Source organism: Pseudomonas linyingensis (assembly GCF_900109175.1).
Taxonomy (GTDB): Bacteria; Pseudomonadota; Gammaproteobacteria; order Pseudomonadales; family Pseudomonadaceae; genus Geopseudomonas; species Geopseudomonas linyingensis.
In genome coordinates this window covers 1-14,049 of sequence record NZ_FNZE01000010.1, presented here as the reverse complement: position 1 = coordinate 14,049, position 14,049 = coordinate 1, and the positions used below count along the sequence as shown (strand labels likewise).

Annotated in this window: 11 protein-coding genes; all 11 read right to left on the bottom strand. The window is 66.4% G+C overall.

Annotated elements, in window-relative coordinates:
• Window positions 1-177 precede the first annotated feature (177 nt).
• On the bottom strand, window positions 178-1,581 hold the full coding sequence (locus BMZ19_RS13130; protein WP_090311603.1) for an amidase: 1,404 nt from the start codon (window positions 1,579-1,581) through the stop codon (window positions 178-180).
• Window positions 1,578-2,441 carry an alpha/beta fold hydrolase gene (locus BMZ19_RS13125; protein ID WP_090311600.1) on the bottom strand — a complete coding sequence of 288 codons (864 nt, stop codon included), beginning with the start codon at window positions 2,439-2,441 and terminating at the stop codon, window positions 1,578-1,580. Before BMZ19_RS13125 ends, BMZ19_RS13130 begins: the two co-directional genes overlap by 4 nt.
• Window positions 2,442-2,505: 64 nt before the next feature.
• Window positions 2,506-3,840 carry an aromatic ring-hydroxylating dioxygenase subunit alpha gene (locus BMZ19_RS13120; protein ID WP_090311598.1) on the bottom strand — a complete coding sequence of 445 codons (1,335 nt, stop codon included), beginning with the start codon at window positions 3,838-3,840 and terminating at the stop codon, window positions 2,506-2,508.
• A 172-nt stretch (window positions 3,841-4,012) separates the two neighbouring features.
• Window positions 4,013-5,017 carry an AraC family transcriptional regulator gene (locus BMZ19_RS13115; RefSeq protein WP_090311596.1) on the bottom strand — a complete coding sequence of 335 codons (1,005 nt, stop codon included), beginning with the start codon at window positions 5,015-5,017 and terminating at the stop codon, window positions 4,013-4,015.
• A 326-nt stretch (window positions 5,018-5,343) separates the two neighbouring features.
• Window positions 5,344-5,889, bottom strand: coding sequence for a cupin domain-containing protein (locus tag BMZ19_RS13110; RefSeq protein WP_090311594.1), 546 nt, complete (start codon window positions 5,887-5,889; stop codon window positions 5,344-5,346).
• 77 nt (window positions 5,890-5,966) lie between these two features.
• On the bottom strand, window positions 5,967-7,073 hold the full coding sequence (locus tag BMZ19_RS13105) for an alcohol dehydrogenase catalytic domain-containing protein (protein ID WP_090311592.1): 1,107 nt from the start codon (window positions 7,071-7,073) through the stop codon (window positions 5,967-5,969).
• Between the two features lie 109 nt (window positions 7,074-7,182).
• On the bottom strand, window positions 7,183-8,451 hold the full coding sequence (locus BMZ19_RS13100; protein ID WP_090311590.1) for a DUF1329 domain-containing protein: 1,269 nt from the start codon (window positions 8,449-8,451) through the stop codon (window positions 7,183-7,185).
• 21 nt (window positions 8,452-8,472) lie between these two features.
• The gene (locus tag BMZ19_RS13095; protein ID WP_090311588.1) at window positions 8,473-10,080 is read right to left on the bottom strand and encodes a DUF1302 family protein; all 1,608 of its coding nucleotides are present in this window, start codon (window positions 10,078-10,080) and stop codon (window positions 8,473-8,475) included.
• Between the two features lie 62 nt (window positions 10,081-10,142).
• Complete coding sequence (locus BMZ19_RS13090; protein ID WP_090311587.1) at window positions 10,143-12,518, bottom strand: efflux RND transporter permease subunit; 2,376 nt, start codon at window positions 12,516-12,518, stop codon at window positions 10,143-10,145.
• 37 nt (window positions 12,519-12,555) lie between these two features.
• Window positions 12,556-13,629: a WD40/YVTN/BNR-like repeat-containing protein gene (locus BMZ19_RS13085; RefSeq protein ID WP_090311585.1), complete on the bottom strand. Its 1,074-nt coding sequence runs from the start codon at window positions 13,627-13,629 to the stop codon at window positions 12,556-12,558.
• A gap of 333 nt (window positions 13,630-13,962) precedes the next feature.
• Window positions 13,963-14,049: hypothetical protein (locus BMZ19_RS13080; protein WP_139214682.1), on the bottom strand; the 87-nt coding region annotated here is incomplete at its 5' end.

Below are 14,049 nucleotides of genomic sequence, written 5' to 3'. Positions count from 1 at the left end.
CAGGCCGGGCGCTCCCGCGAGTTACCGGGTTATCCCGCCAGTGCAATTTCCTGCTGCCACACTCGGAAATAGGCCGCGCACAGCCCCCGGCCCCACCGCCCGCACGGCAGAGCGGCTGCCCGCGGGCAAAAAAAAGCCCGTACCACAGGGGTACGGGCAAACAAGGGGCAGTCTGCCTCAGAGACTGCCGGGACGAATCTTGTGCCAGTCGCTGACCTTCTGCAGCGCCATGCCGGCGCGGCACAGCACGCCCTCCCCGCCCTTGCCGGCGATGAACTGGCCGCCGATAGGCAGACCGCTGGCAGTGAAGCCGATCGGCAGGCTCAGGCAGGGGTGGCCGCTGACATTGAACGGTGCAGTGAACTGGATCAGCCGGCGGTTGGCTTCCGGGTCCTGGGCCAGCGCGCCGAGCTGCTCGTGGGTTGGCGCGGCATACGGCTGCACCGGGGCGAGCAGCAGGTCGACCTCATTGAGCACGCACTCCAGCTCGCCGTGAAAGCGCTGCGCATCGAGCAGTACGCGCTGGTAGTCCATGCCGGACAGCGCGCGGCCGCCGTCGATCAGCCGGCTCAGCGCCGGGCCGTATTCGCCGGCGCGACTCGGATAGGTGGCGGCGTGCGCCACGGCGGTCTGCACGCCGCAATGCCTTTCCCAGTTGGCGCTCACCGCGCGTGTATCCGGCATGCGCACGCGCACCAGGCTGCCGCCGCCGTCGCGGATGATCGCCAGCACCTCTTCGAGGGCCTCGATGATTTCCTCGTCGACGCCGTCGCTGAGCCAGGCCTCGTCGATACCGATGCGCAGGCCGCGGAACGACTCCTCGACGCTGGGGATCTCTAGGCACACGCTGGGCAGCGAGGTGGGGTCCAACGGATCGTGGCCGGCGATGGTCGACAGCAGGAACAGCGCGTCGCGCGCACTGCGGGTGATCGGCCCGACATGGTCGAGACTGGCGGCCAGCTCGAAGGTACCGTGGCGGCTGACCCGCCCCCAGGTCGGCTTGAGGCCGGTCAGGCCGTGGGCCGCGCAGGGGAAGCGGATCGAGCCACCGCTGTCGGTGCCCAGCGAGGCGTAGCACAGCCCGGCAGCGGTGGCCACGCCGCAACCGCTGGACGAGGCGCCGGCCCAGTGGTCGGCGCCCCACGGATTGACCGGCGCGGCGAACGTCGGGTGGTGGGTGGCGAAGGCGCCCTCGGTCATCTGCAGCTTGCCGAGCAGCACGCTGCCCGCCTCGCGCAGGCGCGTCACCACGGTGGCGTCCTGCTGCGGAATGAAATTGCGGTGGATCGCCATGCCTGCGGCGGTGGGCATGCCGGCGGTATGGAACAGGTCCTTCACCGCCAGTGGGATGCCGTGCAGCGGACTGCGGCACTGGCCGCGCGCCAGCTCCTGTTCGGCCTGGCGCGCCTGCGCCATGGCCTGCTCGGCCGCCACATGGGCGTAGCTGTGCAGCGCGCCATCGAGGAGTTCGATGCGCGCCAGCTGGGCCTCGGTGACCTCGACCGGCGACAGCTTGCGGCTGCGGATCAGCAGCGACAGCTCGTGCATCTCCAGGTAGTGCAGATCGCTGGGGGTATTCATGCGTAGCCTCCGATGAAGGCCGTCGCCACGGCGTTGAATTCGTCCGGGCACTCGCTCTGCAAGTGGTGGGCAGCGTTGCCCATGACGTGCAAGCGCGCATCGGCGAAGCGGTTGAGCATCAGCATCGGCACGTCGATGCCGCCGAACCAGTCGTGCAGGCCCCAGAGAATCAGCGTCGGCGCCTTCACCTGAGCGAACACCGAGCTCAGGTCCTCCCACTCGCCGAAGGCGCCCGGTGTGCCGAGCAGTTCGAGGTAGGCGGGGTTGGCGCTGGCCTCGTAGCGCAGACGCAGGGTCTCCTCGTCGAGCCTGGCATCGTCGTGCAGCTCGTAGCGGCAGATCAGTTCGCGCATCTTCACCAGGCTCGGCCCACCATCTGCCAGGTAGTAGTCGCTCATCAGGGTCGCGGCGTGCTTGCTGAACAACGGCAGCGGCTGCAGCACGCCGCGCGCCACCGGTTGAGAGCCGATCAGCAGCAGGCGCCCGACCCGCTCGGGATGATCGACGGCGAAGCGGATCGCCACGCAGCCGCCGAACGACTGGTTGACCAGGTGGGCGCGCTGGATGCCCAGCGCATCCATGAAGCCCAGCAGCTTGCGGGCGTGCCAGCCGAGCGCCGGCCCTTCGATCGGTACCATGTCGGAGCCGCCGAACTGGGCGAAGTCGAGGAAATAGCAGGTGTGGCGTTCAGCGAAGGCTGCCGCGCTGAGGCGGAAGTTGCTCCACGCGGTGCTACCAGGGCCGCCGCCGTGGGTGAAGATCACCGGCAGGCTTTCGGCGGGGCCGTCGACCTGGCGGTAGTGCAGGCGCACCCCGTCCACGCTGACGAAATGGCTGTTGGAACGGACGTCGTTGTGCATGCAGAAGGCTCCCGGCAGGTCGCTGCCCGGCGCGCAGGGACGCACGCCGGGCAGTACAGCGCTGTTACTCTTCGATCTTGCGGACCTTGTAGCCGGGACGGTGGCCGTCGGCGGTCTGCTTGAAGATCAGGCTGAGGTCCTTGACCGAGCCCTGCACGCCGCGACCGGGCTTGGCGATGCCGCGGTTCCAGCGCGAGGACAGCTTGCGCCAGGTGATCGGCGAGATGTCGGTGGCCACCAGTTGCTCGTCGTCCCAGCCGGTGCCGTCGGCGTAGAAGTTCTGCATCGCCTCGCGGGCATACAGGTCGCAGTCGTTGAAGCCGTGCAGGCACAGCGGCTCGTACACCGTCTTGTAGCGGTACTCGTGCTTGGCGCGCTCCTCGGGGGTGTTGCACACGCGCACGAGGATTTCCCAGTACTCGTGGGTATCGTCGGTGATCGGCACGTACCACTCGTACTGCACCACGTGGTCCTGCGGCCAGTTCTCCACCATCAGCACGCCCGGCAGCACCACCGAGGTGCGGTAGTAGCGGCCGTTGACGCCGTCGACCTTGAGACCGAGCTCCTCGTTCTCCAGCACCGGCTGCCAGTTCTCGGTGAACATCATCTGCATCATGCCCTTCGGGCCGTTGTCGTCTTCGACCAGCTGGATGGCGTCGTCACCGACCGGCAGCAGGCCGAGCGGCAGCACCCAGTTGTTGACGTGGACGATGCTGTTGTCCTTGTGGACGAAGATGTGCCCGTTGTCGAAGCCGTTCTCGCAGGCGATCCGCCAGTTGCCGAAACCGGTGCGGTGCATGCCGAGCACCACGGCGTTATCGTCGAGCACACTCGGCGAGGCTGGCCACAGCGGGTGCGGGAAGCGGTCGCTGTTCTCCGGGAAACGGAACGGCAGGTCGGAGGACAGCGGCGGCACGTCCTCTTCGGGGAAGTCGTCTTCGCGGACGAAGACGAAGATCATGCCGTTGACTTCGTGCACCGGGTAGGTGGTGATGCCGGTGGTGCCCACCAGCTTGTCGTCCGGGTTGGCGACGATGGTCGCCAGCTTGCCGCTCTCCAGGTCGAAGGTGAAACCGTGGTACCAGCAGGAGATGGTGCTCTTGTTGAAGCACATCGGCTTCTCGGACAGGCGCACGCCGCGGTGCAGGCACTGGTCCTTGAGGGCGAACACCTTGCCGTCGACGCGGCGCAGGACGATCGGGATACCGCAGATCTGGATGCCTTCGACCTGGTCCTCGGCCAGCTCGTGGCTGAACAGCGCCGGGTACCAGTGGTTGATGAAGCCCCAGGCGGCGTCCTTGTAGGGCTGGTACTGGCTCTGGGTCTTGGCGTTGTTGGCGCGGGCATCGCTGATACCGGTTTTGACTTGGCGGCGACGGATGATCGGCTGGTCGGACATTGGAAACCCCCGGGAGGCTGACTGGAGAGTGGGTACCGCCCTGTGCGGCACCCTTGAGAGTCATCCTAAGAAGCGGGGGGCGGGCTGACGCTCCAATGACCGAGGGAGTTATCCCGGCAGTGCAGAAAAGAAGAAAGGAGCAGGAAAGGGGCGGACGTCCGTGTCCGGGCGCTCAGCGCGCCAGGGTGTCCGAGGGGCTTTCGCCGAAGCGGCGCTTGTAGTCGGTAGTGAAATGGCCGAGGTGGCTGAAGCCCCAGCGGAAGGCCACCGCCGTCACCGTGGTACTGCCGGCACTGCTCTGCTGCAACTCCTCGTGCACGCGGCGCAGGCGCACTTCTTTCAGATACAGCATCGGCGAGGTGTTGCGGAACCGGCGGAAGCCGGCGAACAGCGAGCGGCTGCTGACCCCTACATGCTCGGCCATCTCGACGATGGAGATCGGCTCGTGGGCGTACTCCTCGATGTAGCGTTCGACCCGTTTGACGAACGACGGCGCGATCGACTGCCCCTCATCGGCGCACAGCTCGGCACTGTAGTTGCTGGGCTGGCAGGTCAGCAGTGCGGTCACCAGCGCCTGCTCGAACTGCGCTGCAAGCAGCGGTGGCAGGCTACCCTCATCGTTGGACAGGTTGTCGTAGATCCAGCCGACCATGCGCATCCAGCGCTGCCCCTCCGCAGTGTCCAGCGGCATCGCCGGCAGGAACTCGACCGGCTTCTGCAGGGTGCGGCCGAGGTGCTGCTGGCAGATGCGCTCGAGCAGGCTGCGGTCGACGCGCATGATGAGCTTCTCGGTGTCCTTGCGATGGTGGATGCGGCACGGCAGGTGGGCGTTGATCACCGAAGCCTGGGTGGGCGTCGAGCAGACCTGGCGGCTGCCGAACTCGATCACCTCCTCGCCGCGGATCGGCATCTGGATCAGCGCAAAGGTATCGAGCACGCCGGGGTCGATGGTGATGTCGCTGCCGTAGCTCATGCGGCCGACACCGATGCCACCGAGTCGGCGGTAGTAGATGCGCGTATCGACCGATGCCTGGCGGTCCTGGTTGCGCAGACGGTTCTCGCAGAAGATGCGTTCGCCCCAGCGGCGCGCCTCTTCGAGATCCTGGGTATGGCATACCTCGAACTTCGCCAGCACGGCATCCGGGGGGGTCGCTGTGGAAAAAGCCAGACTTTGCATGTTTCGTTCAGCCTCTATTTTATTGTTATAAGGCGTATGGTCGTTGTTCATCACCGGTATCCCCTCTCCGCTCGCAGAACTTGCACGCACGCGGTTCAGGGGTGACTGATGTCGGTGCGAACACTCGCCATCGTCAGTCGTCCCATCATGCGCGGAGTACCGAAATTGCCGGACCGGGCTCGTAACACATCCGTAAAAATCGAACACCCTACGCATTCACAGCAAGAAGAATGCCAGCTGATCAGCATCCCTTGATTGAGATCAATTATTTGTCGGCGAGTATCCAGTAGGCCGCTGCCGGCCGAAAGCTAGATCTTTGGAGGGGGTTACGCAATGACCTGCACGCGCTGCGCGCCCACCATCACGAACAATAGACGCGCCGGCGTGTTACCGGTGTTACTCCAGGCATGCCGGGTTCCCATCTGCACGACCACATCCCCCTGGCGCAACAGCCGGCAGCCGTCATCCAGTTCGAGGGTGATCTCGCCTTCCAGCACCACGCCGTAGTCGATGGTGTCGGAGCGATGGAAGCCGGGGGCATCGGCCTCGAACAGCTCGCCCAGCCCGGGCAGCCGTTCGCACAGTTCGCGGGCGGCCGCCTGCGGATCGAAGTCCACCGGCATGGCCGAGGCAGCGGGAGGAAAGGTGACGCGCATCGCGCAACTGCCGCCGGCAGCCGGCAGCACCGAGCGCGGCGGGCTGGCGGGCTCGACGGGATGCGTGGGAATAGGCCCGGGGGCGGTCTGCCAGATCAGTTCGACGGCGAAGCCGGGGAACTGGCGGAACTCGCCGACGCCGGGCAGCGGGCCGCTGCTGGCGACGGTCGAGCGGCCGGCCTGGTCGTGGCCGGTGACGATGCGCTGCGTTTGCATGCCGTGGTGCTCCGTTGTGGTGCGGGCGCGGGCCGTCCGCTCACGCCGACGGCCCGCGTCGCCGCAGGGGCTGAAGGTCAGCCGTGGACGATGTGGAAGTTGGTGAAGCCGTTGGCCTGGCTCTGGATGTCCTCGAGCGCCTGGTTGAGCTGCGCCAGCGGGTAGGCGCGCTCCTCGAGCAGCGACAGGTCGAGGATGCCCGACTCGACCATGCGGGCCATCTCGTCGCCCTCGGCGGTGGTGAACCACAGCGAGCCGATGTACTGCAGCTGCTGGCACATGAACGGATGCGGGTCGATCGGGATCGGCCCGGCGACGCCGCCGATCTGCACGATGCGCCCGCCGCGGCCGACCGCACCCATGGCGTCCACCGACAGCGCGGCCGGGGCCTTGGCGCCCAGGGTATCGAGCATGGCGTCGACGCCGTCCGGCAGCAGCTCCAGCACCTGCTCGCGGATCGTACGCGCGCCGATCGGCACGATCTCGACGCGCCGCGGGTCAAGCTCCTTGAGGCGCTCCAGCGCTGCGCGGTCGCGAGCGACAACCACCACCTTGGCGGCGCCGAAGGCCAGCGCCAGCAGGGTGGCGCCGACGCCGAGGGTGCCGCTGGCGCCGAGTACCAGGATGCTCTGCGCCGGGCGCAGGGCGGCCTTGCGGATCGCCGAGTAGGCGGTGCCGAGGTAGCCGAAGCGGGTGGCCTGGGCGCTCGACAGGTTGTCCGGCAGGCGCACCAGGTTGGTCGCCGGGGCTGTCAGGTACTCGCCGTAGCCGGCGTAGGGGTACTTTTCAAAGATCGCCTGCGAGCCGGGACCGAAGCCGAAATAGCCAAGGAAGGTGTAGGCCGCGCAGCGCGGCGTCTCGCCCTGCTTGCAGTAGCGGCATTCGCCGCAGCCGACGCCGGGATTGACGTAGACGCGGTCGCCCGGCTTGAAGGAGGTGACCGCCGAACCGACCGCCGTCACGGTGCCGGCCGAGTCGAGGCCGAAGATCGCCGGCAGCGCCGGCAGCGGCAGGAACGGGTACCACTCGGGGAAATGGGTGGTGACGTTCTTCAGGTTGGGGATCACCGTGCTGGCTTCGACCTTGACCAGCACGTCGTGGGCGCCAGGCTGTGGGCGCGGCACTTCATCGAGGACGAATTGCGCACCGATCTCGTGCAGGCGCGCGGCTTTCATGGTCGGCATCTTGTTGTTCTCCGCTGGCCGGACAGCCCGCCAGGGCCGCCGGACCGGCTCTGTCTGGAAGGGAGTGGCGGAACCGGCGCAAACCGGTCCCGCCAGGCGTGGTGCTATATCAGCGGCCCGCCCGCTGCAGGGTCTGCAGGGAGAAGTCGCTGGCCTTGGCGTCGAAGTTGGTCTTCCACGACTTGGTATCGATCATCGACAGGGTGGCGTGGTTGCGCTGGAAGTCGATGACCGCGCCGGCGGTGGTACGGATGTCGCCATCAGCGGTATTGGAGTAGGAGTGGAACTCCATGAACTTCCAGAACTCACCTTTGCGGTCGTAGGCCTCGGCGTAGTAGAAGCGCGGATACTTCACGTCGATGTACAGCACCTTCTTGCTGTACGGGTGCGCCGACGGCGTGATCGCCTCGATGACGTACACCTCGCGCGGCTCGAAGCTGTTGTTGTTCATGTTCCAGTAGGGCGCGGCGTTCTCCACCACCGGGTACTTCTCGGCGAAGCTCTTGCCCTCCGGATTCCACAGGCCGGTCTTGCTGTTGGCCACGGCGAGCACCCAGCGCTTGCCGAGCAGCTTGTACTCGGGGTACCAGCACGGACGGGCGTTGAAGATCTCCAGGTCGTCCTGCAGCTGGTCGGAGGAGCCGACCGGGTCCATCCAGGCGCCGCCGGACAGCTGGCGCACCCGGCGCACGGCGGGGATGTAGGCCCACACGCTGTTGACCTTGTCCGAGTCGTACATCTGGGTGTAGGTGCCGAGGCCCTTCATGTCGGAAGGCGACTTGAAGTAGAGCAGCTGGCGGCCACGCTCGCTGCCGTCGCCCTCGACCGTCTGCTCGCTGGTCAGGCGGCCCTTCATGGTGTAGCGGCTGAACTCGGCGACCGGCTCGGCGTGCACGCCCTTCTTGCCGTCGATCAGCAGCTGGGTGTACTGCGGCACCTGGGAGACGTCACCGACCAGCTGGCCGAGGTGCCAGTTCCACACCAGCTTCTCGGCGGCCTGCGGGTCCTTCATGTCGATGTTCGGGAAGGGTGCACCGGCGCCCCAGTTGTCCACCCGGCAGGCTTCCTTGTTGATCGTCGCCTTGCCCTCGTTGGCCTGCGAAGCCTTGACCCAGCGCGGGTCGAGGGGAACTTCCTGGGACTTGGCCAGCGGCAGCTTCCAGCCGCTGTTGCGGATGCGCCACTCCATCTTCTCGGTGAGCAGGCTGGCGATGCTGTGCCCTTCGAAGGTGTCGTTCTTGATCTGGTCGATGTTGGCGGCGGAAATCACCGTGCCCGCGGGCACTTCGGCGGCCGCGACGAAGGACGAGACGCTGCCGGTAGCGGCAATGAGACCTGCCGTCAGGGTATGGCGCAGGGAGAAACGGAATGCGTTCATGGGTAGCTCTCCGATGGGGGATCAGAACAGATAGGTCAGGCTGGTGTAGAGCTGATCGCGGTTGTTGAAGTAGTCGAACAGGGTGGCGTTGTCGCAGGAGGCCGCATTCGGGAAGCCGCACTTGTCGCCATCGCGCGCATCGCTGCCCCAGAAGGCGTCGTACTCGACCTTCCAGCGCAGCTTGCTGTTCAGCTCGAAGGTGACCGAGGGAATGACGAAGCCGCCGCCGTTGCTGAGGTCGGAACCGACCACCAGGTTCGGGCGGATGCGCCCGCTGTTGTAGCTGAGGTCGAAGATTGCGGTGGCGAGCACCGAGTGCTCCTTGACTTCGCCGCCCCAACCGACGCTGTAGAGCAGCGCGTCGTCTTCGTCGTAGTTCTGCACCCACTTGTCGAACAGCTGCACGGAGAAGAACATCGGCTTCTCGGTGCCCAGCCAGTCCTGACTGGCGGCGATGTTCTTGTCCATGCGCAGCATCAGGGCGACCACATCCTTGGTGGCGTAGCCGTCGAAGCCCGGGGCCACCGCCTGGCTGATCAGGGTCGGCGGCGACTGCAGGATCTGGTAAGGCGCGTCCTTGATGTACGCCATCTCGGTGCTGAACACCGCGTCCGCCCCCTCGAAGTAGCGGCTGGCGGTGAAGCCGAAGATGTCGACCATCGGATAGATGATCTCGCCGGCCGGACCGCGGGTCTGCTCGGTGCCCTTGGTCTCCGCCCCGGACGGCACGCCCGGCAGACCGAACAGGGCGAGGTTGTTGGAGGCGTTGAGGATCGGCGACGGGTAGAAGGTCTTCAGGTAGGACAGCGAGTAGTTGGTGTCGCCATACAGCCCACTCCAGCGGATGCCGCCGGTGACGTCGCGGTAGTCGCCCTCGTCGTTCTCGAAGTTGTACGGGTCGATGTTGCGGAAATCCACGCCGGCGTACGGCTGGCTCGACCAGCGTCCGCCGTAGATGTCCAGCTCGGTGCCGATGTCTTCTTTGCGGTCCCAACCGGGGCGCACGAACACCTCCAGGCCGCCGTCCAGCTCCGGCACGTCGATGTTCATCTTGGCGATGATGTTGGCCTTGCGCAGTTCCTCGTTGGCCGGCTCGAGGAAGCTGCGCCAGGTGTAGTCGAAGCCGTGTACCAGGTCGTTGGCGGCGAAGAAGTCGGTCTCGCCCCAGGCGATCTGCTGCTTGCCAAGGCGGAACTGCAGGCGCTCACCGACCGGGAAGTCGACGTACAGCTCGCGGATCTCCTCGTCGTTGTAGAGATCCATGATGTCGCCCTGACCATCGGCCTCGCGATAGTTGTTGGCGCCCATCTCCTCGAGGTGCTCGAGGAAGTTGGTCTTCACCTCGCGGGAGGCGCACAGCTTGGCGACCACCGACACGTCCTCGGTGGCCTTCCACTCCAAATTGAGGCGCGCGGTGCTGCGTGCCATCGACAGCTTGCCCTTGTCGTCGTAGCCGGGGGTGTCCTCCCAGTTCTTCGCATTCCAGGACATTTCCTGGCGCAGGTAGCCGTCGTACTTGAAGCGATCTTCAGCAAGGGCGGTCGAGGCGACCGTTGCCAATGCTATCGCCAGCGCGAGCTTGTTCAGAGGGGTGCGCGAGCGCGCGCCCACCATGCCGTGCTTGTTCATGTGTTATCCCCAGAGTGGTTGGCAGCGAGGAACCGATGGTTTCTTGTTGTTGTTATCCCGTCTCAGGCAGGCTGAAACGAGGTTGGTTGGGTAATGGTGGCCGCCGCCTGGCCACGCTCGCCAAAGATGAAGCGCGGACGGCAGACGTAGATCAGCGAAGGCATGACGAACAGCGCGGAGAACGCCGACACGCTGAGCCAGATGGCCATCAGCAGGCCCATCTCGGCCTGGAAGCGCAGCGACGAGGCCCACCACAGCAGGGTGGCGAGGATCAGCACGCTGGCGGTGACGATCACCCCCATGCCCGACGAGTGCAGGGCCTGGCGGATGGCGTGCTCGGGGCTGCTGCCGATGGCGATCTCTTCCTTGACCCGATCGGCGATGTAGAAGGCGTAGTCGACCCCCAGGCCGATGCCCAGCGCCGCCACCGGCACGGTGTTGATGTTCATGCCGATGCCCTTCCAGGTCATGAAGGCGAAGGTCAGCATGTTGGAGATGATCACCGGGACCATGAACAGCATGCCGGCGGTGGTGGAGCGATAGACGATGGTGCACAGCACGGCGAGCACCAGCAGGGCCAGGGCGATGGCCTCGATCTGGCTGGACAGGATGATCTCGTTGACCGCGGCCATCACCCCGATCAGGCCGCCAGCCAGATGCCACTGGCCCTCGCTCAGCGGGTGGCTGGCGATGAACTCCTTGATGCGCGCCACTGCGGTGCGGATGGTCTCGCCCTGGCGGTCGCGGAACATCAGGGTGACCGCGCCATTGGCGTAGTGGTCATCGGCGAAGCGCGAGATGTCGCCCGGCTCGGAGACCGAGTCGAGCATGGCCATCAGGCTGCCGTTGAGCGAGCCGCTGTCGCCCAGCTCCAGGTAGCGCGGGTTGCCTTCGCGCAGGCTGCTGTTCACCTGCGGCAGCACGTCGGCGATGGAAGCCGAACCGCCGACCTCCGGCTGGGCCTCGATGAAGCGCTGGAAGCTGTTCATCGCCTGCAGGGCTTCATTGCCCTTGATCAGGTCGGGCCGGCTGTCGTCGCCGAGCACCACGAACATGCGGTCTACGCCCTCGAAGCGTGCATTGATCGCCGCGGAGTCCTGGTTGTACTGCGCCTCTGGCCAGAGAATCGGCGAACCCGGGTTGGCATCGCCGATCTTCAGGTTCAGCGAGTACAGGCCGGCGCTGACCACCACCAGCAGGCTGACACCAAGCACCGCATAGCGGGCCCGCGACAGGCTGACCACCACGGCCAGATCGAGCACCTTGCGCAGCACCGGCAGACAGTTGATCGGGTGCGCCATACCGTGCGGCTTGCGGATGAAGGACAACAGCACCGGGGTGAGGATCACCGCGCTCACGGTCAGCGTCGACACCCAGACCACCGACAGCACGGTCAGCTTCTGCAGCATCGGGATCGGACTCAGGGCGACCACCGCCATGCACGCGGCGTCGGCGATCACCCCCAGCATGCCGGGGCGGAACAGGTCGGCCAGGGCGACCCGCGCGGCGATCCGCGAGGTGTCGCTGCCGGGCGGCAGCAGTTCGATCTCGTCGTCGAAGCGGTTGACGATCTGCACCGAGTGCGACACCGCCCGCGAGGTGATCAGCATGGCCACCACGATGACCAGCGGCTCGAAGTGGATGCCGAGCAGACGGCAGATGCCCAGTGCCCAGATCGCGCTGACCACGCCCGCCAGCAGCGGCAGGCTGACCCCGCGCCAGGTGCGCAGCAGGACGAACAGCATGACCAGGGTCACCGCCAGGGCGGCGAGCACCAGCTGGATGGTTTCCGGCAGGTAGTGGTTGACCCAGCCGTAGAGGATCGGGTCGCCGACCACGCGGATCTTCACGCTACCGTCGTCGACCTTGGCGATCAGCGCGCGGACCTCGTGGAACACCTTGCTGTAGTCGACCTGCTGGTCGATGAAGTCGACGGTGACCAGGGTCGCCTGCAGGTCCTTGGACACGTAGGGCCCGTAGACCATCGGGTTGCGCAGCACCGAGCGCTTCAGCTCGGCCATCGCCTCGGCGTCGACCGGCAGGTCGGGCCACATCAACGGGCGGCTCTCGATGCCCGCGGTCGAGGCGCGCACCTCCTTGAGCTTCTTCGAGGCCAGCGAGGTGATCTGGTACTGGTTGACCGCCGAGACCTCGCGCAGGCCGAGGGTGACAGTGCGCACCTTGTCGAGCACGGCGGTCTGGAAGATGTCGCCCTCCTCCACCTCGAACATGATGGTGACCATGTTCGAGCCGCCGAAGGTGTCCTTGAACTTCTCGTGGGTCTGCACGTACTCGTGGCGCGAGGGCAGCATGTCCTCGAATACCGTGCGGACCTCGATGTGCAGCGCGAACCAGCTGAGGATCAGGGTCAGGGAGAGAATGACGCCGGCTACCCAGGCGCGTCGACGGATGCAGAATTCGGCTATGCGTTCGATCATGCTCGTATCTCGCAGAAGTTGAGCCAAGGCGGAGGGGTCAAGGTTTCACTGGCGACCAGTGCCGGCCATCCCAGCGCCCGACATCGGCGCCGGCCAGCCAGATACCCGAACCGACCAGCAGCGCGCGGGTGTGCCAGCCCAGGTTGCGCTCGTCGAGGGCGCCGGTCCGCCAGTACCAGGCCGCGCTGCTGCTGACCCAGCGGTGCGGCTCGCCGCTGCTGACCCAGCGGCCCAGCGCGCCGCTGGCGAACCAGCGGCCGTTGCTGGCGTCCCACAGCACGTCGAACAGGTGATCGTGGATGCCCAGGTCGACGCTGTCCCACTGCCGACCGCCGTCATGGGTGACCAGCAGGGCGCCTTCCAGACCGACCGCGACACCATTCAGCTCGTCACGGAACTGCACCGACATCAGCGAGCTGGGGACCGGGGCCGCGATCTCCTCCCAACTCTGCCCCTGGTCGTCGCTGAGCAGGATGCGGCCGAACTCGCCGACCACCAGCAGCCGGCCGCTGTCGAGGATGGCCACGTCGTTCCAGGCCACGTCCTCCTCTTCGCGCAGGCGCTGCCAGCTGTGGCCATGGTCGCGGCTGACCAGCAGCGCGCCCATTTCCCCAGTGGCGATCGCCAGGCCGCCCGGCGCGACGCGCACCCGGTTGAGCTTGTTGGCAACCTCCGAGCGCGGCACATCCTGGGCCGCCTGCCAGCTCCGGCCAGCATCGCTGCTATGCAGGATCACCCCGTCGTTGCCGACCGCTACCGCATGGCTGGCATCCCAGATGGCGATGTCCTGCAGGGTGCGCTCGGTCGGCGTGGCCAGGCGGCTGATCTTGCCGTCGGCGGTGATGGCGAGGATCTTGCCGCGCGAGCCGCTGACCCAGACATCGCCCGCCGGTGACAGGGCCAGGCCGTAGAAGTGATCGCGGCGCTCCAGCAGCGGCGGCGTCACGGTGGCGCCCACCGGCTGCGGCTTGATGAACAGCCCCGCCCACAGCAGGCCGGCGATGATCGACCAGGGCAGTACCGCTGTCAGCAGTTTGAGAGCACGCTGACCGACGCCCGACCGGGACACCACCAGGGATGAGGTTTGATCGATATTGATTAGTTTTGACATGGGTCAAGTCCGCTACGTTGACGTCGACTCCACTTTATGTGCGCCCCCATGGCCCAACTATCCGCCCACCGCGCGGCTTGTCCCTTGGGCGCACATTAATGTGCCATCGTGCATTCCTCGGATAACCGGGCGCGGCGGCTACTCGCAGGGTGGAAAATCCGGCCGCGGTGCCGCAGCCGGCAATGGCCGGCGCTGGGGTAGAAAGGGGGCAAGCGTGGCCGTCGGCCGACAACGCCGCAGAGCGCGGCTGGACGGCCGGGGCCGGGGAGGAATGCAGGGTGCGGACCTGTACGGATCCCGTCGGCAACGGTTCCCGTACAGATCCGGGACAGCTCAGCGCCCCTTGCCGGCCGCCAGCAGATCCAGCGCGACGTCGACGATCATGTCTTCCTGGCCGCCGACCATGCGGCGCTTGCCCAG

Bases quoted from the DNA above. Each gene is read 5' to 3' on its own strand.
- BMZ19_RS13130 (WP_090311603.1), bottom strand. From the start codon at position 1,581: ATGAATACCCCCAGCGATCTGCACTACCTGGAGATGCACGAGCTGTCG.
- BMZ19_RS13125 (WP_090311600.1), bottom strand. From the start codon at position 2,441: ATGCACAACGACGTCCGTTCCAACAGCCATTTCGTCAGCGTGGACGGG.
- BMZ19_RS13120 (WP_090311598.1), bottom strand. From the start codon at position 3,840: ATGTCCGACCAGCCGATCATCCGTCGCCGCCAAGTCAAAACCGGTATC.
- BMZ19_RS13115 (WP_090311596.1), bottom strand. From the start codon at position 5,017: ATGCAAAGTCTGGCTTTTTCCACAGCGACCCCCCCGGATGCCGTGCTG.
- BMZ19_RS13110 (WP_090311594.1), bottom strand. From the start codon at position 5,889: ATGCAAACGCAGCGCATCGTCACCGGCCACGACCAGGCCGGCCGCTCG.
- BMZ19_RS13105 (WP_090311592.1), bottom strand. From the start codon at position 7,073: ATGCCGACCATGAAAGCCGCGCGCCTGCACGAGATCGGTGCGCAATTC.
- BMZ19_RS13100 (WP_090311590.1), bottom strand. From the start codon at position 8,451: ATGAACGCATTCCGTTTCTCCCTGCGCCATACCCTGACGGCAGGTCTC.
- BMZ19_RS13095 (WP_090311588.1), bottom strand. From the start codon at position 10,080: ATGAACAAGCACGGCATGGTGGGCGCGCGCTCGCGCACCCCTCTGAAC.
- BMZ19_RS13090 (WP_090311587.1), bottom strand. From the start codon at position 12,518: ATGATCGAACGCATAGCCGAATTCTGCATCCGTCGACGCGCCTGGGTA.
- BMZ19_RS13085 (WP_090311585.1), bottom strand. From the start codon at position 13,629: ATGTCAAAACTAATCAATATCGATCAAACCTCATCCCTGGTGGTGTCC.